Origin of the sequence: Methylobacterium sp. Leaf465 (assembly GCF_001424705.1) — a bacterium.
In the GTDB taxonomy this organism is placed as follows: Bacteria; Pseudomonadota; Alphaproteobacteria; order Rhizobiales; family Beijerinckiaceae; genus Methylobacterium.
On sequence record NZ_LMRA01000046.1, the window covers coordinates 182,003 to 205,242 of the forward strand.

At 70.9% G+C, this 23,240-nt stretch carries 24 protein-coding genes; 15 read left to right on the forward strand and 9 right to left on the reverse strand.

Features of this window, described 5'->3' with window-relative positions:
• Nucleotides 1–32 precede the first annotated feature (32 nt).
• The 5 genes from ASG51_RS20655 (at nucleotide 33) to fae (ending at nucleotide 4,755) form a co-directional block, all read left to right on the forward strand.
• Nucleotides 33–1,091, forward strand: a complete 1,059-nt coding sequence (locus tag ASG51_RS20655) for an ATP-grasp domain-containing protein (protein WP_082514160.1) — start codon at nucleotides 33–35, stop codon at nucleotides 1,089–1,091.
• On the forward strand, nucleotides 1,088–2,074 hold the full coding sequence (mch, locus tag ASG51_RS20660) for a methenyltetrahydromethanopterin cyclohydrolase (protein WP_056220310.1): 987 nt from the start codon (nucleotides 1,088–1,090) through the stop codon (nucleotides 2,072–2,074). The genes ASG51_RS20655 and mch overlap by 4 nt, the downstream gene beginning before the upstream one ends.
• Before the next feature lie 167 nt (nucleotides 2,075–2,241).
• Nucleotides 2,242–3,153 (forward strand): RimK family alpha-L-glutamate ligase, encoded by a 912-nt coding sequence (locus ASG51_RS20665; protein WP_056220313.1) that lies wholly within the window; start codon nucleotides 2,242–2,244, stop codon nucleotides 3,151–3,153.
• Entirely contained in the window at nucleotides 3,150–3,995 is an 846-nt protein-coding gene (locus ASG51_RS20670; protein WP_056382761.1) for a triphosphoribosyl-dephospho-CoA synthase, read from the forward strand. Before ASG51_RS20665 ends, ASG51_RS20670 begins: the two co-directional genes overlap by 4 nt.
• 247 nt (nucleotides 3,996–4,242) lie before the next feature.
• Nucleotides 4,243–4,755 carry a formaldehyde-activating enzyme gene (fae, locus tag ASG51_RS20675; RefSeq protein ID WP_056220318.1) on the forward strand — a complete coding sequence of 171 codons (513 nt, stop codon included), beginning with the start codon at nucleotides 4,243–4,245 and terminating at the stop codon, nucleotides 4,753–4,755.
• Between the two features lie 136 nt (nucleotides 4,756–4,891).
• Here the strand turns inward: fae and ASG51_RS20680 are convergent, their stop codons facing one another.
• Nucleotides 4,892–5,575 carry a HisA/HisF-related TIM barrel protein gene (locus tag ASG51_RS20680; protein ID WP_056220320.1) on the reverse strand — a complete coding sequence of 228 codons (684 nt, stop codon included), beginning with the start codon at nucleotides 5,573–5,575 and terminating at the stop codon, nucleotides 4,892–4,894.
• A 62-nt stretch (nucleotides 5,576–5,637) separates the two neighbouring features.
• Between ASG51_RS20680 and ASG51_RS20685 the strand changes: the two genes are divergently transcribed.
• Nucleotides 5,638–6,663, forward strand: coding sequence for a hydantoinase/oxoprolinase family protein (locus ASG51_RS20685; RefSeq protein WP_244480210.1), 1,026 nt, complete (start codon nucleotides 5,638–5,640; stop codon nucleotides 6,661–6,663).
• A gap of 21 nt (nucleotides 6,664–6,684) precedes the next feature.
• Nucleotides 6,685–6,885: a hypothetical protein gene (locus ASG51_RS20690; RefSeq protein WP_056382765.1), complete on the forward strand. Its 201-nt coding sequence runs from the start codon at nucleotides 6,685–6,687 to the stop codon at nucleotides 6,883–6,885.
• 260 nt (nucleotides 6,886–7,145) lie between these two features.
• Here the strand turns inward: ASG51_RS20690 and ASG51_RS20695 are convergent, their stop codons facing one another.
• The 8 genes from ASG51_RS20695 to ASG51_RS20730 all read right to left on the reverse strand — a co-directional run bounded on the left by ASG51_RS20695 (nucleotide 7,146) and on the right by ASG51_RS20730 (nucleotide 14,388).
• A complete protein-coding gene (locus ASG51_RS20695; protein ID WP_056270705.1) occupies nucleotides 7,146–8,168 on the reverse strand; it encodes a zinc-binding alcohol dehydrogenase family protein in 1,023 nt (340 codons plus the stop codon).
• Nucleotides 8,169–8,585: 417 nt separating this feature from the next.
• Nucleotides 8,586–9,491 (reverse strand): beta-propeller fold lactonase family protein, encoded by a 906-nt coding sequence (locus ASG51_RS20700; protein ID WP_244480213.1) that lies wholly within the window; start codon nucleotides 9,489–9,491, stop codon nucleotides 8,586–8,588.
• 119 nt (nucleotides 9,492–9,610) lie between these two features.
• Nucleotides 9,611–10,147 carry an SRPBCC family protein gene (locus tag ASG51_RS20705; protein ID WP_056220328.1) on the reverse strand — a complete coding sequence of 179 codons (537 nt, stop codon included), beginning with the start codon at nucleotides 10,145–10,147 and terminating at the stop codon, nucleotides 9,611–9,613.
• Between the two features lie 30 nt (nucleotides 10,148–10,177).
• Nucleotides 10,178–10,774 (reverse strand): DUF447 domain-containing protein, encoded by a 597-nt coding sequence (locus ASG51_RS20710; protein WP_056220330.1) that lies wholly within the window; start codon nucleotides 10,772–10,774, stop codon nucleotides 10,178–10,180.
• 4 nt (nucleotides 10,775–10,778) lie between these two features.
• Nucleotides 10,779–12,392, reverse strand: coding sequence for a DUF6513 domain-containing protein (locus ASG51_RS20715; protein WP_056382767.1), 1,614 nt, complete (start codon nucleotides 12,390–12,392; stop codon nucleotides 10,779–10,781).
• Entirely contained in the window at nucleotides 12,389–12,979 is a 591-nt protein-coding gene (locus ASG51_RS20720; RefSeq protein WP_056348632.1) for a uridylate kinase, read from the reverse strand. Before ASG51_RS20720 ends, ASG51_RS20715 begins: the two co-directional genes overlap by 4 nt.
• Complete coding sequence (locus ASG51_RS20725; protein WP_056382769.1) at nucleotides 12,979–13,707, reverse strand: (5-formylfuran-3-yl)methyl phosphate synthase; 729 nt, start codon at nucleotides 13,705–13,707, stop codon at nucleotides 12,979–12,981. The genes ASG51_RS20720 and ASG51_RS20725 overlap by 1 nt, the downstream gene beginning before the upstream one ends.
• A gap of 177 nt (nucleotides 13,708–13,884) precedes the next feature.
• A complete protein-coding gene (locus ASG51_RS20730; protein ID WP_056270640.1) occupies nucleotides 13,885–14,388 on the reverse strand; it encodes a DUF3280 domain-containing protein in 504 nt (167 codons plus the stop codon).
• 362 nt (nucleotides 14,389–14,750) lie between these two features.
• Between ASG51_RS20730 and ASG51_RS20735 the strand changes: the two genes are divergently transcribed.
• From ASG51_RS20735 to ASG51_RS20770, 8 genes are all read left to right on the forward strand, one after another.
• The gene (locus tag ASG51_RS20735) at nucleotides 14,751–16,028 is read left to right on the forward strand and encodes an ABC transporter substrate-binding protein (protein WP_082514162.1); all 1,278 of its coding nucleotides are present in this window, start codon (nucleotides 14,751–14,753) and stop codon (nucleotides 16,026–16,028) included.
• 160 nt (nucleotides 16,029–16,188) lie between these two features.
• On the forward strand, nucleotides 16,189–17,205 hold the full coding sequence (locus tag ASG51_RS20740; protein ID WP_056220338.1) for a YVTN family beta-propeller repeat protein: 1,017 nt from the start codon (nucleotides 16,189–16,191) through the stop codon (nucleotides 17,203–17,205).
• 244 nt (nucleotides 17,206–17,449) lie between these two features.
• Complete coding sequence (locus ASG51_RS20745) at nucleotides 17,450–17,884, forward strand: hypothetical protein (RefSeq protein ID WP_056382771.1); 435 nt, start codon at nucleotides 17,450–17,452, stop codon at nucleotides 17,882–17,884.
• A gap of 11 nt (nucleotides 17,885–17,895) precedes the next feature.
• Entirely contained in the window at nucleotides 17,896–18,147 is a 252-nt protein-coding gene (locus ASG51_RS20750; RefSeq protein ID WP_056270649.1) for a hypothetical protein, read from the forward strand.
• On the forward strand, nucleotides 18,144–18,887 hold the full coding sequence (locus ASG51_RS20755) for an ABC transporter ATP-binding protein (RefSeq protein ID WP_056270651.1): 744 nt from the start codon (nucleotides 18,144–18,146) through the stop codon (nucleotides 18,885–18,887). Before ASG51_RS20750 ends, ASG51_RS20755 begins: the two co-directional genes overlap by 4 nt.
• Nucleotides 18,884–19,780 carry an ABC transporter permease gene (locus ASG51_RS20760; RefSeq protein WP_056270653.1) on the forward strand — a complete coding sequence of 299 codons (897 nt, stop codon included), beginning with the start codon at nucleotides 18,884–18,886 and terminating at the stop codon, nucleotides 19,778–19,780. Before ASG51_RS20755 ends, ASG51_RS20760 begins: the two co-directional genes overlap by 4 nt.
• Nucleotides 19,780–20,415: a hypothetical protein gene (locus ASG51_RS20765; RefSeq protein ID WP_056382773.1), complete on the forward strand. Its 636-nt coding sequence runs from the start codon at nucleotides 19,780–19,782 to the stop codon at nucleotides 20,413–20,415. Before ASG51_RS20760 ends, ASG51_RS20765 begins: the two co-directional genes overlap by 1 nt.
• A gap of 264 nt (nucleotides 20,416–20,679) precedes the next feature.
• On the forward strand, nucleotides 20,680–23,121 hold the full coding sequence (locus tag ASG51_RS20770) for a TonB-dependent receptor (protein ID WP_056220349.1): 2,442 nt from the start codon (nucleotides 20,680–20,682) through the stop codon (nucleotides 23,119–23,121).
• Nucleotides 23,122–23,240 lie beyond the last annotated feature (119 nt).

Below are 23,240 nucleotides of genomic sequence, written 5' to 3' on the forward strand. Positions count from 1 at the left end.
AGGCGGCCCGGCGGGCGGGCCTGCGGCCCCTCGTGCTCGACCTGTTCGGCGATGCCGACACGCAGGCGCTGGCCGAGGGGTACCGCCAGGCCGAGGGCCGCTTCGGGGCCGGGCTCGCGGGTGATGCCCTCGTCGCCCGCTTGGACGAACTCGCGTCCCTGGGATCGGAAAAGCCCCTCGGCATTGTGCTGGGCAGCGGCTTCGAGGCGGCGCCCGCGCTGATGCGGGCCATCGCGGGCCGCTACCGTCTCCTCGGCGCGAGCCCGGATTGCGTCGGTGCGCTGAAGGACCCGGCCACCTTCGCGGCCCTGTGCCGGGCGCACGGCGTGCCGCACCCGGCCGTGACCCGCGCCCCCGTGCCGGATCGGTCCGCCTGGCTCCTCAAGCGGGCCGGGGGCTCGGGCGGCACCCACATCCGCCGGGCGACCGCCGGTGCGGCGCCGCCCGGAGCCTATTTTCAGGCCCGGGTGCCGGGCCGCGCCGTCGCAATCTCGGTCCTGGCTGCCGGCGGCGCCGTCCGAGTCGTGGGCGTGACCGAGCAATGGTGCGCCCCGTCTCCCCTGCACCCCTTCCGCTATGCCGGCGCTCTGGAACGGGGCCGCCACGAACCACCGATCCTCGAGCCACGTCTGCAGACGGACATCGTCGCGGGCGTGACCCGCCTCGCGGCGGCGACCGGCCTCGCCGGCCTCGCCAGCGCCGACTGCCTCATCGACGGCGAGGCCTGGTGGCTGACCGAGATCAATCCCCGCCCGGGGGCGACCCTCGACGTGCTCGACCGGCGCGCGACACCCCTGCTCGGCCTGCATATCGCCGCGAGCCTCGGCCGCCTCGGCGATCCCGAACCCGCACCGGTGGATGCGGCGGCGTCCGAAATCTGCTACGCGGCCAGCGGCTACGCGCCGATACCGCCGATCACCTGGCCGGATTTCGTGCGCGACCGCCCAAGACCCGGCACCACGGTGGCGCGCCACGCGCCCCTGTGCACCCTGTTCGCCACAGGGCCGGACTCGGCCGCCACGAGAGCGATGTTGCGAGGCCGGGCCGCCGAATTGCGGATCCAGCTCGCCCTGACGGAGGGACACCCATGACCACGAGCCCGAGCGGCGCGAAATTCCCGTTTCCGAGCGTCAACGCTCTGACCGCTCCCCTGGTGGAGCGGCTGGTCGCCGATGCCGAGGCCCTGCGCCTGTCCGTGACCACCGAGAACGGCGCCCGCATGATCGATGCCGGCGCCACCGTGCGCGGCTCCATCGAGGCCGGCCGCCGCATCGCCGAGATCTGTCTCGGCGGCCTCGGCACCGTCTCGATCGCGCCGTCCGGCCCGATCGCGTCCTGGCCCTACTCGGTGATCGTGCACGCCGCCGATCCGGTCATCGCCTGCCTCGGCAGCCAGTATGCCGGCTGGTCGCTGGCCGACGAGACCGGGGATTCGGGCTTCTTCGCCCTCGGCTCCGGCCCCGGCCGCGCCGTCGCGGCGGTGGAGGACCTCTACGGCGAGCTCGGCTACAAGGACACCGCGCAGCGGACCGCCCTGGTGCTGGAAGCCGCCGGCGGCCCGCCGGCCTCCGTCATCGCCAAGGTGGCCGAGGCCACCGGCCTCAGCCCCGAGCAGCTCACCTTCATCTACGCCCCGACCCAGAGCCTGGCCGGCTCGACCCAGGTCGTCGCCCGCGTCCTCGAGGTGGCCCTGCACAAGGCCCACACGGTCGGCTTCGACCTGCACACGATCGTGGACGGCATCGGTTCCGCGCCGCTCTCGCCACCGCACCCGGACTTCATCCAGGCCATGGGCCGCACCAACGACGCCATCATCTACGGTGGCCGGGTGCAGCTCTTCGTCGAGGCCGACGAGGCCGACGCCCGGCAGCTCGCCGAGCAGATCCCCTCGTCGAACTCCGCCGACCACGGCGCGCCCTTCGCCGACATCTTCTCCCGGGTGAACGGCGATTTCTACAAGATCGACGGCGCGCTCTTCAGCCCGGCCGAGGTCATCGTGACCTCGGTCACCACCGGCAAGAGTTTTCGCGGTGGCAAGCTGATGCCGGAGCTGGTCGAGGCGTCGTTCCGCTGAGCGGACGTGCAAGAACCCTCCCCCCTCTGCGGGGGAGGGTACCTGCGGAGCAGGCGGGAGAGGGGGCGACGTATCCGGATATGGCGCTCCCCTCATCCGACCCGCTGACGCGGGCCACCTTCTCCCGCAGGGGGGAGAGGGAACCGACGTTGAGGTTGTGAGAAAGCATGCGGATCGGGCTCGCGGCCGATAACGGCAACTGGCACAAGGCACGCCTGAGGGCCGCCCTCGAACAGCTCGGCGCCGCGCCGGTGCTGTTCTCCATGGCCGACGTCGCGGTGGTGACGGGGGGCCCCGAGCCCCTGCGGGTGCCCGGCTTCGAGACCCTGCCGGACGGCGTCCTCCTGCGCACCATCGCGGGGGGCACCTTCGAGGCGACCACCATGCGCCTAGGCGTGCTGCACGCCCTGGTGGCCAGCGGCACGACCGTGTGGAATTCCCCGAGCGCGATCGAGCGCTCGGTCGACAAGGCGATGACGAGCCTGCTCATCGACCGGGCCGGCCTGCCGACCCCGGAGACCTACGTGCTCTCGAAGCGGGACGCCGCCGCCGCGGTCGTGGCCCGGGAGGCCCGCCCCGGCCGTCCCCTGGTGCTGAAGCCGCTCTTCGGCTCGCAGGGCGAGGGCCTCCAGCTGATCGAGCACCCCGAGGACCTGCCAGACGAGGAGGCGGTGTCCCGGGTCTACTACCTGCAGCGCTACATCGCCCGCACCGACGGGCTGTGGCGCGACTACCGGGTCTTCGTCTGCGAGGGCCGCGCCATCGCGGGCATGATCCGCGAGGGCGACGGCTGGATCACCAACGTCCATCGCGGGGGCCGGCCCCTGGCCTGGGCGATGCCGCCCGCCGCGGCCGAGCTCGCCGAGCGCGCCGCCGCGGCGGTCGGCGTCGACTATTCCGGCATCGACCTCGTCGAGGACGGGCAGGGGGGCTACCTCGTGCTGGAGGTGAACTCGATGCCGGCCTGGTCCGGGCTGCAGCAGGTCACCGAGGTCGACATCGCCCTCGCCGTCGCCCGCGGCTTCCTCAACGCCGTGCGGGCCGCCCGTCCGCCCCGCCTCGTCTCGGCCCTCGGATGATGGCACCCGGGACCGTCGCCGCCGCCTACCGCGCGAGCTGCCTCGACGAGCTCGACGCCCTGAAGCCCGGCAACGTCCACGCCTTCGCCGACGGCCACCGCATGGCGGTGGCGGATTTCGTGACGAGCGCCGAGGTCTCGGCTCCGGCCCTGGCCGAGGCGGGCGCGCCGGTCGGCCGGCGGGTGCTCCGGGCCGTCGAGGCGACGATGGACCGCGTCGGCCAGAACACCAATCTCGGCATCCTGCTCCTCTGCGCGCCCCTCGCCCGGGCGGCGGAGAGCGCCCCTCCGCTGCGGGCCGCCCTCGCCACCGTGCTCGACGACTTCGACGCCGCCGATGCCCGCGACGTCTTCGCGGCGATCCGCCGGGCCAATCCGGGCGGCCTCGGCCGGGCCGAGCGCTACGACGTCACCGATTCGCAGGGTCCCGATCCACAAAGCCCCGCCTCGCTTCGGGCCGCCATGGCGGAGGCCGCCCCGCGCGACGCCATCGCGCGGGCCTACGTGACGGGCTTCGCCGATCTGTTCGCCATCGGCCTGCCGGCCCTGGCCGCGGCCCGGGCGCGGGGTCTCGCCCCTCCCTGGTGCACCACCGCCCTGTATCTCGCCTATCTCGCCCGGGTGCCCGACAGCCACGTGGCGCGCAAGCACGGCCCCGACCGGGCGGAGGCCCTGCGGGCCGAGGCCGAGGCGCTGCTCGCCCTCGATCTCGCCGCGGCCCCCGTGGACGCCCTCCTCGACCGGGACCGCGCCTGGAAGGCGGCCCGACTCAATCCGGGCACCAGCGCGGACTTCACGGTGGCGACGCTGTTCCTCGACCGCCTCCTCCGGGCCGAAGCCTGAAACCGGCCGATCGACCGGGATTTCACGGCCTCTCGGGAAGGTTCCGTCCACCGATGAATAAATTGCCAAGCCGACCGGGCTGCGCAGGGTTGTTCCCGGCCGGACCCCAGAGTAGGGTCCGCGCCGCGATCCGGGCTAACCGGTCCGGTCCCTCGATGGACTGGACGCCGTGAACAAGGATAGCTGCCGGCCGCCCCCTGAGCTCGGGAGCGGCCACGTCTTTTCAAGACTTTGGGAGAAACCCCACATGGCGAAGATCAACAAGGTTCTGGTCGGCGAAGCCCTCGTCGGCGATGGCAACGAAGTCGCCCACATCGATCTGATCATCGGACCGCGCGGTTCGCCGGCCGAGGCCGCTTTCTGCAACGGCCTCGTGAACAACAAGCACGGCTTCACCAGCCTGCTCGCGGTCATCGCGCCGAACCTGCCCTGCAAGCCCAACACCCTGATGTTCAACAAGGTCACCATCAACGACGCCCGTCAGGCCGTCCAGATGTTCGGCCCTGCCCAGCACGGTGTCGCCAAGGCCGTTCAGGATTGCGTGGCCGAGGGCACGATTCCCGCCGATGAGGCCGACGACCTGTTCATCCTGGTCGGCGTGTTCATTCACTGGGAAGCGGCCGACGACGCCAAGATCCAGAAGTACAACTACGACGCCGTGAAGCTCTCCATCGAGCGCGCCGTCAAGGGCGAGCCCACCGCTGCCGTCGTCACCGAGCAGCGCAACTCCGCGTCGCACCCCTTCGCGTCGAACGCTTAGATCGGGGGCAGTCCTGGGCAGAGCGCGCCTCCGCCCGCACCGCGGGGCCTGCTCCAGCGACTGGCTTCCATCTTCCTCGGACGATGAACATGAGACGGGGCGGCCTTCGGGCCGCCCCTCTTTTTTGGGCGCGCCCTCAGCCGCGCAGCGTCCCGTCATGGATGGCGGAGGCCACGAGGGCGCCGGCCACGCCGCGGCGGCGCAGGACCTCCACATCCGCCGGGCCCCGCACACCGCCCGCCGCGTAGAGACGCGTCGCCGGGCTCGACGCCGCCACCGCCGCCAGACGGTCGAGGTCCGGCCCCGCCCCGACGCCGATCCGCCCGAGGGTCATCACGATGACGTCGCGCGGCCAGTGGGCCGGCGTGTCGTGCAGGCTGGACGGCCCGAGGCGCTCGCCCTCCCGCGTATCGAGCGAGAACACGGCACGCTCCCCCAGGGCGCGCACGAGCCCTTCGTCGGCCTGGCTCTCGCTGCCGATCACCGGCCGGCCGAGACCGGTCGCCAGGAAGGCCTCGACCCCAGCCGGCCCGGAAAATCCCGCATCGACCCAGAGGGTGATGCCGGGGCAGGCGGCCGCGATCGCGGCGAGGCTCGCCCGGTCGGGGGCCGCGCGGTCGACGATCGCGTCGAGGTCGGCCACGTAGAGGATGCGGGCCGGCACCGCCGCCAGGAGCCCGCGGGCGACGTCCGCCGGCGCCGACCCCTTTGCCAAGGGCGTCACGATCGGGGCATAGGAAGCACGGTCTCCGGCCCGCGCCCGCACCACCGTTCCGTGGCGCAGGTCGAGCACCGGAATGATCTCGAATTCGTCCGCCATCCGGCTTTCTCCCGTGTTCAGGCCTGCCCGTGACCCCACAGACTCCATCCCCTGACACGCCGGTGATCGGCTGGGATCTCGGCGGGGTCCATGTCAAGGCGGCCCTGGTCCGCGACGGCCGCGTCGCGGCCGTGGTGCAGGCGCCCTGCCGCCTCTGGCGGGGGCTTCCCGCCCTCGACGAGACCCTGGCGCAGCTGCCCGACTGGGCGCGGGACACGGCCGATCACGTCGTCACCATGACGGGGGAACTCACCGACTGCTTCGCCGGCCGCACCGACGGCGTGCGGCAGATTTCCGCCTGGGCCGAGGCGACCCTCACCGGCCGGGTGCGGATCTATGCCGGCCGGTCCGGCCTCCTCACCCCCGAAGCCGCCGCGGCGCACGCCGCCGACATCGCCTCGGCGAACTGGCACGCCACCGCCGCCCTGATCGGCCGCCACGTCGCCGACGGGCTCCTCGTCGATATCGGCTCCACCACGGCCGACTTGATCCCGATCGCCGCCGGGGTTCCGGTGGCGGCCGGCTACAGCGACGCCGAGCGCCTGGAGACGGGGGAACTCGTCTATACCGGGGTCGTGCGCTCGCATCTCGTGGCGCTGGCCGACCACGCCCCGTTCCGGGGCCGGCGCACCGGTCTGATGGCCGAGACCTTCGCCACGGCCGCCGACATCCATCGCATCCTCGGCGACCTGCCGGAGGGCGCCGATCAGCAGCACAGCGTCGACCTCAAGGGCAAGTCGATTCCCGAGAGCGAGACCCGCCTCGCCCGCATCGTCGGCCGCGACCGCGACGAGGGCAGCGCCGCCGAGTGGCGCGCCCTGGCGGCCCATTTTGCAGAACGTCAGCTTCGGCTGCTGCACGATGCGGCGGCCCTGGTGCTCTCGCAGCGGCCCCTGCCGGACGCGGCGCCCGTGGTGGCGTGCGGCGCCGGCCGCTTCCTCGCCGAACGCCTGGCCACGCGCCTCGGACGGCCGGTCGTCGCCTTCACCGACCTGATCGCCGGCCGCCTCGCCGGGGCCGGGGCCGACTGGGCCTCCACCTGCGGCCCCGCCGTCGCCGTGGCGCTGCTGGCCGCCGATCCGTCCTGATCCCCTGGAGAGACCCCGCGCATGAGCACGCCGCAGAAACTCGCCCGCATCCTCGCCACCCGCTCCGGCGGCGGCATCGAGCTCGCCCTCGCCACCGAAACCGGCCAGACCGTGCGGGTGCTGGCGACGCAGGACCAGATCGACATGCTGGTGGACGAGCTGGAGGACATCCTCAACTCGCCCGTGGAGCCCGACGCCCCGGAGCCGCCCGCGGCGGCCTGAGGGGCAGGGGGTCGCAGGCTCTCGCGGTCGGAGCTTGATGCCCGGTCCCATCCGTTTGCCACCCCGGAAGCTTCGCTTCGCGCCAGCTTGGTGGAGGATGGGCTACGTTTGGGTGGGGTGGTTTTCGCAGGTCCGCTTTCGAGTGGCTGCGGCATCAGAGCCGACGTCGAATTAGCGTTAGTCCAGGCCACGACGCGGAGGCATCTCGTGCTGATGCAGGAAGCGTCCCGGTTCCGAGCCGGGACGCTTCGCCTGCCGGCTTAGTCGCTGAACCCGGCGAGGACGACCTTGCCCCTCGCCTTCCCGCTCTCGATGAGCGCGTGGGCGCGTGCCAGGTTGGAGGCGTTGATCGGACCGAAGGTCTCGCTCAACGTCGTGTGCAGCCGTCCCGCATCGATCAGGCGGGCGATCTCGGTCAGGATCGCGTGCTGTCGTTCCATGTCGGCGGTCTGGAACAGCGAGCGGGTGAACATCAGCTCCCAATGCAGCGACAGGCTCTTGGGCTTGAGCGGCATCACGTCCAGGGTCTCGGGGTCGTCGATCGGGCCGAGGCGTCCTTGCGGCGCGAGGAGCTCGATGATCTGCGGGAGATGCGCACCGGTCTGCGTGGTCGCGAATACGAACCCGGGCTCGCCGGGAAGACCGAGCGCCGCGACCTCGGCGGCGAGGGGCTTCGCATGGTCGATCACGTGGTGGGCCCCGAGGTCCCGGCACCATTGCGCCGTCTCCGGGCGCGACGCCGTGGCGATCACGGTGAGATCCGTAAGCTGCCGGGCGAGCTGAATCGCGATCGAGCCGACACCGCCGGCGCCGCCGACGATTAGGATCGCCGGTGCGGCACCCGGCACGGGCTTGGCGACGTCGAGCCGGTCGAACAGCATCTCCCAGGCGGTCAGGGCCGTGAGCGGCAGCGCCGCGGCGGCGGCAAAATCGAGGGTGGCCGGCTTGGCACCGACGAGGCGCTCGTCCACGCATTGGAACGCGGCGTTGCTACCCGGCCGGTCGAGCGCTCCGGCATAGAACACCGCATCGCCGGGCTTGAACAGGCGCGCCTCCGGTCCGACGGAGACCACGATCCCGGCCGCATCCCAGCCGAGGATCTTTGGTTCGCAGCCTTGCTTGTAGGCGCCCTGACGCACCTTCGTGTCGATCGGGTTCACCGAGACCGCCTCCACGCGCACGAGGAGGTCGCGTCCGGTTGGAACAGGATCGGGGAAAGTCGTGTCCAGGAGGGCGTCCGGCGCATCGATCCGGGCGCCTTCGGTGTAGGTAACGGCACGCATGAGCATCTCGCAGGATGTGGCGACGGGCGGCTCCGCGCCACCGTCTCAGACCGTCTAATCGCGAGCCGCTTCCTTTGGCGCAGCGGCGTGACGCGCACATCACGCCCGTGCTGCTGAAACCGTGAGGCAGTGGCGGGATGTCGACCCGAACGAATTTCGAGATCGGCAATCTAGCGACCTCGAATCTAGACGTCGATATGCACCCTCGCTTCATCTGCAGCAGAGCTGAGCTGACATGACGACAGGGCCTCGTGGACGCCCCCCCGCACGTCCACGCCGAAGCCGGTGGGAGCGCAGGCGGTGTACAGCGTGCGAGCACTCCGAGAGGCCGACGAATGTCCGCTTCGGGGCGACAGACTCGTACCCTCTCTCCGCACGATCCGGCCCCTCACGCGCGGCGCACCCCGCCTCCGATACTCACCGCAAGAAATCCCCGAACGCGCGCGGCCCGTCCGGGACCTTGATCTCGCCCGTCACCGTGAGCGTGGTCGCGTCGATCAGACTCAGGGTGTTCGAGCCCCAGTTCGCCACCGTGAGGGTGCGGCCGTCGCGGGAGGCGGCGATGCCCTCGGGGTGGTCGCCGACCTCGATGGCGGCGACGTTGGTCAGCGTCTTCAGGTTGAACACCGTGACGGTGCCCGAATACTGGTCGGTGACGAAGCCGCGCGGGCCGGCCAGCGCGATCACGTAGGGCCGCTCGCCGGTGGTCACCCGTCCGATCTCGAGCCGGCCGGGCACGTCGATCACCGAGACGTCGTTCGAGGTCACGTTGGCGGTGTAGGCACGGGCGCCTTCGGCATCGAGGGTGATGCCGAACGGATGCTGGCCGACCGGGATCTTCTGGACTTCCCGGGCCGTGGCGACGTCGACCACCGAGACCGAATCGCCCTCGCGGTTGGCGACCAGCAGCGTGGCGCCATCGGGGGTCACGGCGAGGCCGGACGGGGAGGCGCCGACCTGGATCTCGGTCACCATCGTCGTGCCGTCGGGCGAAACCACGAAGATGCGGCTGCCGTACCAGTCGGCCACGTAGACGGCGCCGGATTTCGGATTGACCGCGATGCCCAGCGGCCCGCCGGGCAGCGCGAGGGTGCGGGTCACCGTGCGGGTGGCGAGGTCGACCACCGCGAGGCCCGGCCCCTCGGGGCGGGTGACGTAGGCGGTCCGTCGGTCGGGCGAGAGGGCGATGCCGGCGGGCGCGCCGTCGATGGGGATCTGGGCGGCCACGCTGCCGGCTTCGAGATCGACGATCGCAAGGGTGTTGGCGCCCTGCGCGGTGACGAGGGCCTCGTCGGCCCGGGCCGGCGCGCCGAGCAGCAGCAGGCCGAGAAGCGGGAGGCCGAGACGTGTGCGGCCGAGATACGTGGGGCCAAGGCGTGGCAGGCCGGGGAGGAGAGGGCCGGCGAAGCGCCGGCCCGTCCCCGTTCTCGAACGTGGAGCGATCAAGAACCGCTCTTCTCGAGCTTGGCCTTGAGGGCGTCGAGGCCCGTGCGATAGAGGCCGCGCACGGCCTTCTGGGAGGCCTCGTCGTTCAGCTCGGGCGGCGGATCGTTGTTCATGTAGCCGCGGTAGAAGGCGCCGTCCCAGACGACCTTGGACTTGCCGCCGCCGGCATCCTCGACCTTGAGGGTGGAGGAGTAGTCGTTCACCGGCAGGGTCTTCACGTCGACCTTGGTGATCCGGTACGAGTAGCTCATCTTCTCGGCGGAGTACTTGTACAGCTCTTCGTCGACGGTGGCGCCGCCCTTCAGCGTCAGCGTCCGGGTCGCCTTGACCTCGTTGCCGCCCTTGCCCTCGGTCTTCTCGACCGGCGGCAGCCAGCTCATGTCCTGGAAGTTGCCGATCACGGCCCAGACCTTGTCGGGAGCCGCGTTGATCTCGACGGTCTCCTCGACCTTCTTGCGGGTCGGGCCGTGCGCCTGGGCGCCGAACGACACGACGGCGAAGGCCGCCACGGTCGCCAGAGTGAGTAGCTTCATCGGGTCCTCGTCTCCTCGGGAAAGCACAGTCTAGGGTGCTGGGGGGGAACGCTCGAGGATGCGGTCGTCGCGGCCGAGGGCCGCAGCGACCTTGTCCTCGATCCAGTCCCAGGCCTCGCGCTCGGCGGGCCCGGCGGTCTTGGCGATCGCGATGGCGTGGTAGCGCATCTCGGTCAGGATCTTGTCGGGCTCCAGCATGTGCAGGCGGGTGGAGAGGATCGCCGCCTCCAGCACCGCCGCCTGCGCCCGGTTATAGCCGAAGAACGGCATGTGCGCGGCCGAATGGACCATCCGTCCCCGGTAACGCGGCCGCACCGGGTCGTCCTCGATCGCCACCACCTCGAACTCCGCATGGCCGAAGCTCTCGGCGAGGCGGCGCCCGGCGATCCGGTCGCAGGGCAGGGTCGCCCAGTCGCGCCGGCCGGTGACGGCGCCGGCGATCACCCGCACGTCGCTGGGGCTCGAGGCGGCGAAGACCGGGGTGTCGGCGAGGTTGAGGATGGTGGGGGAGGGCCGGAACGGGGCCAGGATCCAGTCCGCCCCGTCCTGGATCAGCCCGAACGGCACCAGGTGCAGCGCGCCGTCGCGGGCGGTGGTGGTCACCACGGTCTCGAGGATCAGCGGCACGGGATCAGGCCTCGTCCGCCGGCACGAGCTTGCCGCAGACGATGCGCGCGTCCGCGTCCGGGGGCGTCTCCGACACCGCGTCGGCGGCCGGCGTCCGATCTGGCCCGGTGGTTTCCGGCGAGGCCGCGCCGGCCTCGACCGGGGTCGCGTCGCGGGCGGCCGTCTCGGCGGCGGACGGCCCGGAATGCTTCGTGTGCCCGGCCTTCTTGAAGGCGGTGGTGTCCTCCACCTCGGCATCGGCGGCCGCGCCCCAGGCCAGGGCCTCGTCCTGCACGTAGCGCTTGCCCAGCCGCCAGGCAGTCTCGGCCTTGGTCAGCTCTCCGCCGAGATAGAAGGCGTGGGCGCCGTCGCTCGCCAGGTCGCCGGTTCTCTGGAGGTCGGGGAAGAACGCCATCGCGTCGGTGCCGATCGCGTGGACGTCGCGGTTGAACACGTGGATGCCGTCCTCGGCCACGGCGATGCGGTAGTTCGGGTCCTTCACCTCGGCCGCCTGCATCGCGATCTCGTCCGGGGTCTGCACATAGGGCCGCTTGTCGTGGAGCGCCAGCAGGCTCCGGCCATAGCCCTTGGGCAGGGCCGAATCGGCACGGGCCGCGAACATCACCCGTCGGGCGGCGTCGTGCTCCTCCACCGTGCGGCGGGTGTGGTTCGAGACCTGGACGATGAGCACGTTGCGGATGGCGAGCTCCGAACACATGCCCACCAGCAGGGCGGTGACGCCGAGGCTGTCGGCCTCGGTCAGCTCGGTGAGGTTGCCGGTGCCCATCATCATCTCGATGCCGGGCCAGCGCCGCCGGGTCTCGTGGTAGCGGGTGATCGACTCGACGAAGCCGAAATGGATCGGCTCCAGGATCGGGTCGGCCATGTAGGGCCGCCCGGCCTTCTCCATGCGTTCGATGGCCCGGTCGAGGGAGGGCAGGTCGTCGGGCCGCACCGGCACCAGCACCGGCACGGCGTCGGTCTCGAAGGCCAGATCCAGGGTCTGCTCGTTGAGGCTGAGTAGGTAGTCGGCTCCCGCCCGGGCCCCGCGCGTCAGCTCGTCGAGGGAGAACGAATCGACGCTCACCTTCAGTCCGGCGCCCTTCAGCAGCCGAACGCAACCCTCGAGATGCGGGAAGTCGGTGTCGGGCAGGCCGCCGAGGTCGATCACGTCGGCCCCGCGCCGGGCGAGGTCGAGGCCCTTGGCCAGGATCTGCTCGGGCGTCATCTTCGAGGCGTCGACGATTTCGGAGAAGATGCGCAGGTCGTGACGCGACAGGTCCACCTGGCGCCCGGCGAGTCCCAGATAGGCCGGCAGGTCGACGATCTCGTCGGGGCCGCGCTCCACCGGCAGGCCGAAATGCGCGGCCAGCGCCTCCGGATTGGCCCGGCAGCGCCCGGGCAGGACGATGCGGGTGGCGCCCTCGGGAATCGTCACCCGGCGGCGGATGATCTCCTCCGTCATCAGGGCGGCGACCTTCACGCCCGCATCGGCGATGCTCCAGGCGTAGCGCTCCGGCGGCAGCGTGGCGGCGACCTTCTCCAGGCGCGCCTTGGCCATGCGGCCGGTGATGAAGACGAGGTGCTCGGGCGAGCCCTGCGCCGGCGGGACCGGTCCGGATGGCGTCGGGGTGCTCATGCGGCGGCCCTCCGCAGGTCCGTGCCGGGGCCGAGGATCTCGATGCGCCCGGGATAGCGTTCGGCGAAGGCCGGGAAGGCCGCATCGACCAGACCCATCCGGGCGAGGTCGGTCCAGCGGGTGCGCAAGGGGCGGTCGACCGACTTCACCAGGAGGCAGAGCGGCGCCCCTACGGCGCCGGCGAGCCAGAGCGCGAGGCTGTCGGAGGTGACCTCCCAGGTTTCCGGAATGTCGGGATGCCCGGCCTTGAGGGCGACGGGGTCCCAGACCGGGACCCGCCCGGCCGCGAGGGCGTCCGCGATGGCCGCGAGGTCGCGGGCGACGACGAGACGCGGCTCCAATTCCGAAACAATCTCGGCCATGTGACCCATGGCGTCGAGGGCGAGGCGATGGGCGAGGGCGTCGGGAAAGCCCAGCGCGCTCTGCGTCGTCCGCACCGCGTCGGCGAAGGGGCCGCCCCCGGGCACGAGGAGGCAGGGGCCGAGTTCGCCGTCGGCGAGGCGCACGAGCTGCGCCCGCAGGCGGCGGGCATCGGCGACGAGGCTGCCGCCGATCTTCACCACGGTCGGGGCGGTGCCCGCGCCCATCAGGCGGCGTCCCGCCGGGACTGGGCGCGCAGAAGGCGCACCGCCTCCGCCACCCGGGCGGGATCGAGACCGCCCCTGCGGTCGCTTGCCGCGCAGAGGCCGCCGCGAAACCCGAGATAGCCCGCCCCGAGGGGGGCCAGGATGGCGATGTCGGCGAGTGCCAGGGAGCCGGCGAGGCCCGAGACCAGGCCGTGCGCCCGGCAGGTCCGGGTGAAGGCCGCCAGGGCCGGCAGGGGCAGGTGGTCGGTGAGGCGGCGGCCGTCCTTGGCGGCGGTGTCGATCATGGCCCCGACGAATCCGGCGCGCGCCAGGCGCGGCACGAGGTCGAGGGCGCCGCTCGCCTCGGCGAACAGCACCGCGATCAGGCGGCCCGGCGCGGCGCCGGCGGCCTCGGCGAGATCGTCGTCCGACCACGCGGCCCGCACCGCCACCTTCACGAAGCCGACGCCGGTCGCCGCCATGGCGTCGATGCAGGGGCGCAGGGCCGGCCGGTCCGGCTCGCCCGCCACCGCGCTGGTGCGCGCTTCGCCCGCGACCCGCGCCATGATGGCGCGGACGCGGTCGGGCGGGAGGGCGCCGAGCGCCCCGCGGTCGGGGTCCTTGGCATCGACGAGGTCGGCGCCCGCGCGGGCGGCCAGGACGGCCTCGTCCGCGTCCCGCACGCTCACGAGGAGGCGCGGCACGGACGCGTCGGAAGCGAAGGGGGGGCAGGCGCGGGACGAGGACATCAGCGCGGGTTTCGGTTGCTCGGGATGGACCAACGACGACGCCCGGGTCGGGAAGCGCCGCACCCGTGACGGCGCGGCCGGGGCAGGTTCGGCCTCGAGCGGGAGCTTCCGGCCTGAACGGGGCCTAGCGCATGGACCGGAGGAAGGGAAACCCCCCGGCGTCGAAAGCTTGCCCGATCACGACCGGTTCGGGAGCGGCTCGGCCAGGATGCGATTCTTCACCACCCAGCGCATGGCATGGGCCCAGGTGTCGTCGGTGTCTGCGCGGATCACCACGCGGCCGCCGCGGATGACCTTGCCGGTGGCCGATTCCGCGATGGTGACGGTGAGGTTGAAGATCTGGTTGGACCCCTTCTCGACGTAGCCGCTGACCGCGAGGTCGGCCCCGAGGGTCTTGGCGATGGCGGCGGCGCAGCCGTCGCACTTGTAGAGCGGCGCCTGCTTGGCGATCTCGGCGGCCTGGGGCGCCACGTCGACCGGCTCGACGCTGTCCCCGAGCGCCTTGCGCAACTCGTCGGTGACCAGCCCGAGGCGCCGGACCTCGTCGGGCCGGGCCTTGCGGCCGCCGACCACGCCGGGATCGAACAATTCGACGCCGAAGATGGCGGCCTTCTCCGGAGCGGCCTGCGCCGGAGCGGCGAGGGCACCGGCCGCCGTCAGGACGGCGAGGGCCCATCCCAGGCGGGAGCGGGCCGGGGACGGCACCGAAGACCGATCCGTGCAAGACCGGATCATGGAAGACTGGACCCTGGAAGACAGGACCATGGGGAGAACTCTCCGCAGGACGCCGGAAGCGACGGGGCTCGGGAAACGCGCCGGCACGGTCCGCGATCCCGCCCGCGCCATCCGTTCCGCACGATTTGCGGTTCCGCGCGATTGAGGGCGCCGTATGAAACGGCCGCGAAACGGACGGGCGCCCCCTTGTCGCACGCGGCCGGGGCTCGACCCCGCACCTTCCCGAGGGGCCGGATCGAAGCCCTTAGAAAGCCCTTATCAATCCGCGATTGAGCGCGGGTCCGCAATGTTGTTAGCCTGCCGGCCACATGCACAATCCTGCCCGCATCCTCCTCGCCCCGCTCGCCCTCGGCCTCTTCGGCCTCGGCTTCACCGGCGTCCCGGCCGCATGGGCCCAGGAACCCGTTGCCAAGGAAACCGCGGCCCAGGGATCCGTGGCCGCGCCCGCGATCGTCCCGAGCGAGACCGCGATCGGGTTCATCTACCGGCCGGAGGTGGCGCCTTCGTCCTACGACGCGGAGGCCGTGCCGGAGGACGAGGGCGTGGCCGGCGCCCGGATGGCGGTGAAGGACAACAACAACACCGGCCGCTTCACCAAGCAGACCTACCGGCTGGACGAGGTCGCCCTGGAGCCCGGCTCGGGCCGCGACGGCGGCCAGAAGGCCGTGGCGGCGGCCCGCGACCTCGCGGGGCGGGGCATCCGCTACCTCGTCGTGGCGCTGCCGGCGGACGAGGTGCTCGCCGTCGCGGACGCGCTGAAGGGGCAGGGCGTCACGGTCTTCAACATCGCGGCGCCCGACGATCGCCTGCGCGGGGCCGATTGCCGGCGCAACGTCTTCCACGTCATCCCCAGCCGGGCGATGCAGACCGACGCCCTGGCGCAGTTCTTCACCCTGATGCGCTGGCGCAAGATGTTCCTCATCGTCGGGCCGCAGGAGAACGACCGGCTCTATGCCGAAGCGTTCAAGAACTCGGCCCGGAAGTTCGCCCTCAAGATCAACGCCGAGAAGCCCTGGACCTTCGGGCCGCTCGCCAAGGCGCGGGGCGACACGCCGACCCGCTCCGAGGCGATGGTCTTCACGCGGGGGGTGGACTACGACCTCGCCGTGGTGGCCGACGAGGCCGGCGACTGGGGCGACTACGTTCCGTTCCGCACCGTGGACCCGCGCCCGGTGGCCGGCACGCAGGGGCTGATCGCCACCACCTGGCACCCGATGCTGGAGACCTGGGGGGCGGCCCAGGCCCAGAACCGATTCCGGCGCCAGAGCGGCCGGCTGATGCGGCCCCTCGATTACCAGGCCTGGGCGGCGGTGCGCTCGGTGGGCGAGGCGGCGACTCAGAAGAAGACCGCCGATCCGGCGGTGCTGGCCCCCTATTTCGCCGAGCCGACCTTCAGCCTGCCGGCCTACAAGGGCGTCTCCCTGACCTACCGCCCCTGGGACCACCAGCTGCGCCAGCCCCTCATCGTGGTGCAGCCCAAGGCCCTGGTCTCGGTGGCGCCCGAGCAGGGCTTCACCCACCAGCGCACGCCGCTCGACACCCTCGGCATCGACCTGCCGGAAACCACCTGCAAGTTCGCGGATTGAGCCCTCACGTTCGCGGGAGGCCCCGGCCGATCCGCGACCGCCTGCGGCAACGCGGTCCTGTGCCCGCTTGCAGTCCCGCGCTCCCCGTGAGACGGGGCTGCACTATAGTAACGCCCGATCAATCGCGCACGACACAGCGATGGCCCCGAGGAGGAACCCCATGAGCCGCGGCTTCAGGGCAGGCGCGCCCGGTACGGTACTGGGCCTGGCCTTGCTGGCCGGCCCGTCGTTGGCGGGCCTGTCGCTCGCCGGCGTGTCGCCGGCGCAGGCCTATACGGTCTACGTCACCAACGAGAAGGGCAACTCCGTCAGCGTCATCGACACCGAGACGATGGCGGTGACCGGCACCTGGAAGGTCGGCCGGCGTCCGCGCGGCGTCACCACCAGCAAGGACGGCAAGGAACTCTTCGTCTGCGCCAGCGACGACGACCGCATCGACGTGCTCGACACCAGCACCGGCAAGGTGGTGCGCTCGCTGCGCTCCGGCCCCGATCCGGAGCAGTTCATCCTCGGCCCCCAGGGCAACCTGCTCTACGTCGCCAACGAGGACGACAGCCAAGTCACCGTCATCGACGTCGAGAAGAACAAGGTCCTGGCCGAGGTGCCGGTGGGTGTCGAGCCGGAGGGCATGGGCCTGTCGCCGGACGGCAAGATCCTGGTGAACACCTCCGAGACCACCAACATGGCGCACTTCATCGACACCACGACCTTCGCGGTGATCGACAACGTGCTGGTCGATGCCCGCCCGCGCTTCGCCGAGTTCACGGCGGACGGGAAGTATCTCTGGGTCTCGGCCGAGGTCGGCGGCACCATCAGCGTCATCGACGTCGCCGCCCGCCGGGTGATCAAGAAGATCACTTTCAAGATCCCGAGCGTGAACGACGAGGCGATCCAGCCCGTCGGCATCCGCATCACCAAGGACGGCACCAAGGCTTTCGTGGCGCTCGGCCCGGCCAACCGCATCGCGGTGATCGACGCCAAGACCTACGCGGTGGAGAAGTACCTGCCCGTGGGCCAGCGCGTCTGGCAGCTCGCCTTTACGCCGGACCAGAAGCTGCTGTTCTCCACCAACGGCTCCTCGAACGACATCTCGGTGGTGGACGTGGCGGCCGAGAAGGTGGTGAAGAGCATCCCCGTGGGGCTTCTGCCCTGGGGGGTCGCGGTCTCGCCGAACTAGGCACGCGCCCCTCAGGAAGGCTTCCGGATTGGTTCATCCGCGTTTCCGGCAGCTGGACGCGTCCCTCTCCCCCTTGTTGGGAGAGGTTGGGAGTGGGGGTGGTGCCGCTGGCCCCGGGGGCCTGAGGGTCACCCAGCCCCACCTCCAACGCCTCCCCACAGGGGGGCGGAGAGTTCCGTGAGATCGAAAACGACGACCGCTCCAAGGCGGCACCGCCCTCGGGCGGCCAACGGGAGGACAACGAATGACGCGAACGATGCAGCTTGCCGCCCTCGCCCTGGCGGCGCTCCTCGCCACCGGTCCGGCCGGGGCCCTCGACCTGACGAAGAAGCGCCAGAACCTGCCCGATCTCGTCCTCGGCACCGAGGAGGGCAACGACTTCGTCGTGGAGAACAAGGAGATCGAGCTCGAATCCGGCAAGGCCTACCGCCTGCGGATCGTCGCCAAGGGCCGGCAGGAGTACAAGTTCTACGCCACCGAGTTCTTCCGCAACATCTGGTTCAACCAGATCGTCATCCAGCACCTGGAGATCCACGGCAGCGGCCCGCCGGACCACTTCGAATTCGACGATCCGGGCGAGATCGCGATCGAGTTCGTGGCCATCCGGCCCGGGGAGTATCCCTGGTCGGTCCATGGCCTCGAATCCAAGGGCATGACCGGCAAGTTCATCGTGAAGTAGGACCCCTGTTGATGCGCGCGCCCCCGGTTCTTGCCTTCTCCGTCCTCCTCGTCCTTGGGAGCGTCGCCGCCCACGCGGACGACAAGGCCGCCTGCGTGGAGGGCATCGCGATGATCAAGGCCGAACTCGCCAAGCCCGCCCCGGAGGCGGCCCAGCCCAAGCTCAACAAGGCCCTGCGGGTGGCCGAGCGCGAGTTGGGGGAGGGCGAGTTCGACGAGTGCCTCGACGCGGTCGGCGACGCCCGGCGGGCCTTGAAGCCGTGAGCGCAAGCCCCGCCCTCGAGGTCGCCCATGTCAGCCACCGCTTCGGCACGCGGGCGGCCCTGTCCGACGTCTCCCTCAGCGTGCCCCGCGGGCACTTCACCGCCCTGCTCGGGCCGAACGGGGCGGGCAAGACCACTCTGTTCTCGGTGATCACCCGGCTCTACGCGAACCAGGACGGCCGGGTCTCGATCCTGGGCCATGCCCTCGACCGGGAGCCGAGCCGGGCGCTGGCCCGCCTCGGCGTGGTGTTCCAGGCCCGCACCCTCGACACCGACCTCACCGTCGCGCAGAACCTGCTCTACCACGCCAGCCTGCACGGCATCACCCGCAAGGCCGCCAAGGCGCGGATCGAGAGCCTGCTCGCCCGCGTCGGGCTGCGCGACAGGCGGGACGACAAGGTCCGCACCCTGTCCGGCGGCCAGTCCCGCCGCATCGAGATCGCCCGTTCCCTGGTGCACGAGCCCCGGCTGCTGCTCCTCGACGAGCCCACCGTCGGCCTCGATCTCGAATCGCGCGCCGACATCGTCGCCATCGTGCGTGCCCTGGTGCGCGAGGAGGGATTGTCGGTGCTCTGGGCCACCCACATCTTCGAGGAGATCGACGCGGGCGACGACGCGGTGGTGCTGCACAAGGGCCGCATCGTGGCGCGCGGCACCGCCGGCTCCATCGCCCGGGGCGACGAGACCCTGGAGGCGGCCTTCCGCCGCCTCGTCGCCGAACCCGCCCGGCAGGCCGCATGAGCACGATCGAGCGCACGCCCCCCCATCCGGCCGTCTCGGCACAGGCCGAGACGCCCGTGCCCCATCTCGGGCGCCTCGACGCGGTCGGCTACCTGATCTGCCTCGGCGGCATCGTGCGGCGCGAGTTGCTGCGCTTCTTCAACCAGAAGGAGCGCTTCTTCTCGGCGCTCGTGCGCCCCCTGGTGTGGCTGTTCATCTTCGCGGCGGGCTTTCGCAACACGCTCGGCGTCTCGATCGAGCCGCCCTACCAGACCTACGTGCTCTACGAGGTCTACGTGGTGCCGGGCCTCGCCGTGATGATCCAGCTCTTCAACGGCATGCAATCCTCCCTCTCGATGGTCTACGACCGCGAGGTCGGCTCGATGAAGGTGCTGCTCACCAGCCCCTATCCGCGCTGGCTGCTGCTGCTGGCCAAGCTGATCGCCGGCGTCACCGTCTCGGTGGTGCAGGCCTACGCCTTCCTGGCCATCGCGTGGTTCTGGGAGCTCGACATCCCGGCCATCGGCTACGTGGCGGCGCTGCCGGCCTTCATCGCCTCGGGACTGATGCTCGGCGCCATCGGCCTGCTGCTCTCTTCCATGGTCAAGCAGCTGGAGAACTTCGCCAGCGTGATGAACTTCGTGATCTTCCCGATGTTCTTCGCCTCCTCGGCACTCTACCCGCTCTGGCGCATCCGCGAATCCTCCGAGACCCTGTACTGGATCTGTCAGGCAAACCCCTTCTCCCACGCCGTGCAGCTCGTGCGCTTCGCCCTCTACGGGCAGTTCGAGCCGGTCGCCTGCGCGGTGGTCGTGGGCACCACCCTCGCCTTCTTCACCCTCGCCGTCGTGGCCTACGATCCCGGCCGTGGCATCATGGCCCGGCGCGGCGGCCCGGCCGGAGACAATTCCTGATGACCGTTCGCACGATGTCCGCCCGTACCCTGATGAGCCTCGCCGCCCTCGCCCTCGGGGCCGGAACGGCCCTGGCGCAGCCCAAGGGCGATCCCGACTGGCCCTGCGTCCAGCGCAAGGTCTCGACCCTCAGCCCCGGTACGGTCTGGACCGGGCCGGACCTCGAGGCCGCCGGCGCCTGGGGTGACGATTTCGAAGCGGCGGCGCTCGCCCAGAAGATCGCCTCGCGGCGCACCGCCCTCGACGAGGTCGACCCGCTCCTCGACGCCTTCGCCGCCAAGGTCGGCCCCGAGAAGGACAAGCGCCTGACCCGCGTCTTCGCCGGCGTGTTCGAGGTCATCAACGGCGAGCGCAACAAGGTGATCTCGGGCATCGGCCGCTACGCCCAGGGGCAGCGCCGCATGGCCGAGCGCATCCGCGACGAGGCCGATCAGATCAGCGCCACCAAGGACGGTCCGAGCGCCCAGGACGCCCGCGACATCCCCAAGGACGCCTCCGAGCTGGAGACCAAGTTCACCTGGGACCGGCGCATCTTCCAGGAGCGCAGCCAGTCCCTGACCTATGTCTGCGAGGTCCCGACCCTGCTGGAACAGCGCCTCGGCGAGATCGCCCGGCGAATCCAGGCGCGCCTTTGAGGGCAGGGGGCCGGCCCCGGCCCGCGCCCTTGCGGTCGCCATTGCCAGTTTATCCCGGGTGCCTTGCTGAAACGTCCTTAAGGCCTTGAAATCAGGCCCGAAATTGTGTCCGCGACGCCACGCCGGACGGCCAAGCAAGCTTTGGCGCCGCAAATCCACGGAAACGGCCCGCCGCACGATTGTTCTTCATCCTGGATCCTCTCAAAGGTGTGACCGAAGCCCCGGACAAGGGGCAGGGACACCAAGACGACCGAGGGGCTGGGGATGATGAAGCGGACCTTGCGCGGCAGCCTGTTGCTGTCGGTGGCACTGATCCCGGGCGCGGTCTGCGCCCAGGGCGTCGCGCCGGCGGGTGGGCAGCAGGCGGTGACGCTGAGCGAACTCGACGTGGTGGCGACCACGCCGGTGAGCGCCACGGGCGGCGGCGGCGGCGTCTCGCTCTACAGGATCCCCAACACGGTCGAGACCGTCACGGCGGCCGACTTCGCCCAGGACCGGGCGACCCTCGACCCGACCTTCACCCTCGCGCGCAAGACGCCGGGCGTGAACCTGTCGGACGGGCAGGGCAACAGCTTCCGCCAGACCCTGACCTATCGGGGCTTCGACGCCTCGCCGCTGCAGGGCGCCCCGCAGGGCCTCGCCGTCTACCAGAACGGCGTGCGCATCAACGAAGCCTTCGGCGACGTGGTGAACTGGGACCTGATCCCCTCGGTGGCGATCAACCGGATCGACATCGTCACCGGCAACCCCGTCTTCGGCCTCAACGCCCTGGGCGGCGCCGTCAACATCGAGATGAAGAACGGCTTCACCTGGCAGGGCAAGGAGGTCACCGTCAGCGGCGGCTCCGACGGGCGCATCAGCGGCTCCCTGCAATACGGCGAGGTCATCGGACCCTGGAGCTTCTACTTCGCCGGCGAGGGCCTGCGCGACGGCGGCTGGCGCTTCCGGTCGCCCTCGGAGATCGGCCGCGTCTACGCCGATCTCGGCCACAAGACCCTGGATTCCGAGTTCCACATCATCGCCTCGGGCGCCAAGACCTTCTTCGGCGCCGCCGCCGCCACGCCGGTGGACTTCACCCACGTCAACGAGCGGGCGATCTTCACCTCGCCCCAGACGATCTCCACCGAGCAGGGCCAGATCCAGGTCACCGGCAAGGTCGTGGTCTCGCCGACCTGGGACCTCCAGGGCAACGCCTACGTGCGCCGCCTGAGCCAGTTCGTGATCGACGGCAACGACGGCAATTTCGAGCAGTGCAGCACCCGCTCCAGCAACCGCGGCTTCCTCTGCTTCGAGGATGACGGTTTCGAGCGCGGCGCCCTGAGCGACCGGGCCTTTCGCGACCAGTTCACGATCGTCGGGCGCCAGGGCCAGCGCATCCCGTTCACCACGGGCGTCCCCTACGGCACCCTCGACACCATCCGCACCGAGGCGGTCGGCTACGGCGGAACGCTGCAGGCCACCAACCGCGACCAGGTCTTCGGCCACAACAACACCTTCGTGGTCGGCGGCAGCATCGATGCGGCCAACTACTCCTACAAGTCCTCGAGCACGCTCGGCGTGATCAACCCGGATCTCAGCGTCACCACCGATCCGCTGAACCCGAACTACGGCACCATCCCGGGCCTCGGCACCGAGGCGATCCGCACGGCGGCGGCCCTCGGCATCGCGCCCAGCAACGTCACCGGCTCGAACCTCTACATGGGCCTCTACGCCCTCGACACCTTCGACGTCACCGACGCCCTGTCGCTCACCGCCGGCGCCCGGCTCAACTTCGCCCGGATCTCGACCCAGGACCAGACCGGCTTCTCCCCGGACGTGACGGGCACGCACTACTTCACCAAGGTGAACCCGGTCGTGGGCGCCACCTACCGGTTCTTCCCCTGGCTGAACCTCTACGGCGGCTACTCCGAGTCGAACCGCGCCCCGACGCCCCTCGAGCTCGCCTGCGCCAATCCCGACCGGCCCTGCCTGCTGCCGAACTCGCTCGTGGCCGATCCGCCGCTCAAGCAGGTCACCGGCCAGACCTACGAGGTTGGTTTCCGCGGCACCGTGCCGAACTTCTACGAGAACGGCCTGTTCAACTACAAGATCGGCGCCTTCCGCACGGACCTGCGCAACGACATCCTGCAGGTCGCGGTGCCGGGCAACGCCGCCCGCGGCTACTTCGTCAACGTGCCGGCCACCCAGCGCCAGGGCATCGAGGTCTCGGGCGAGTATGTCGGCGAGCGCCTGAGCCTCTACGGCAACTACGCGCTCATCGACGCCACCTTCCAGTTCGAGGGCGAACTGTCCTCGCCCAACAACCCGTTGGCGGATGACGGCCTGATCAACGTGCGCCGCGGCAACAACGTGCCGCTGATCCCGAACCACCAGTTCAAGGCCGGGTTCAACTACCTGATCACCCCGATCTGGACCTTCGGCATGAACCTGTCGGCTTTCTCCTCGTCCTACTACCGGGGCGACGAGTCGAACATCAACCGCAAGCTGCCGCCCTACTTCACCGCCAACCTGAACACGAGCATCCAGGTCACCCAGAACGTGCAGGTCTTCGCCCTGGTCACCAACCTGTTCAACAACCGCTACGCCAATTTCGGCACCTTCGCCGAGACCGGCGCGGTCGCGGGCAACTTCGTGATCAACGATCCGCGCACCACGACCCTGGTGCAGCCGCTCTCGGCCTATGGCGGCGTCCGGGTGACCTGGTAGACCGACGCGTCGGTTCGGGGGCCTCCCCCGAACCGCGCGGTCGCTGCGTACGGCGCCCCGGCAAGACCAGGCCGGGCCCGAATGCAGATCTTCCGCCTGACAAGACGAACGGCGCAGCC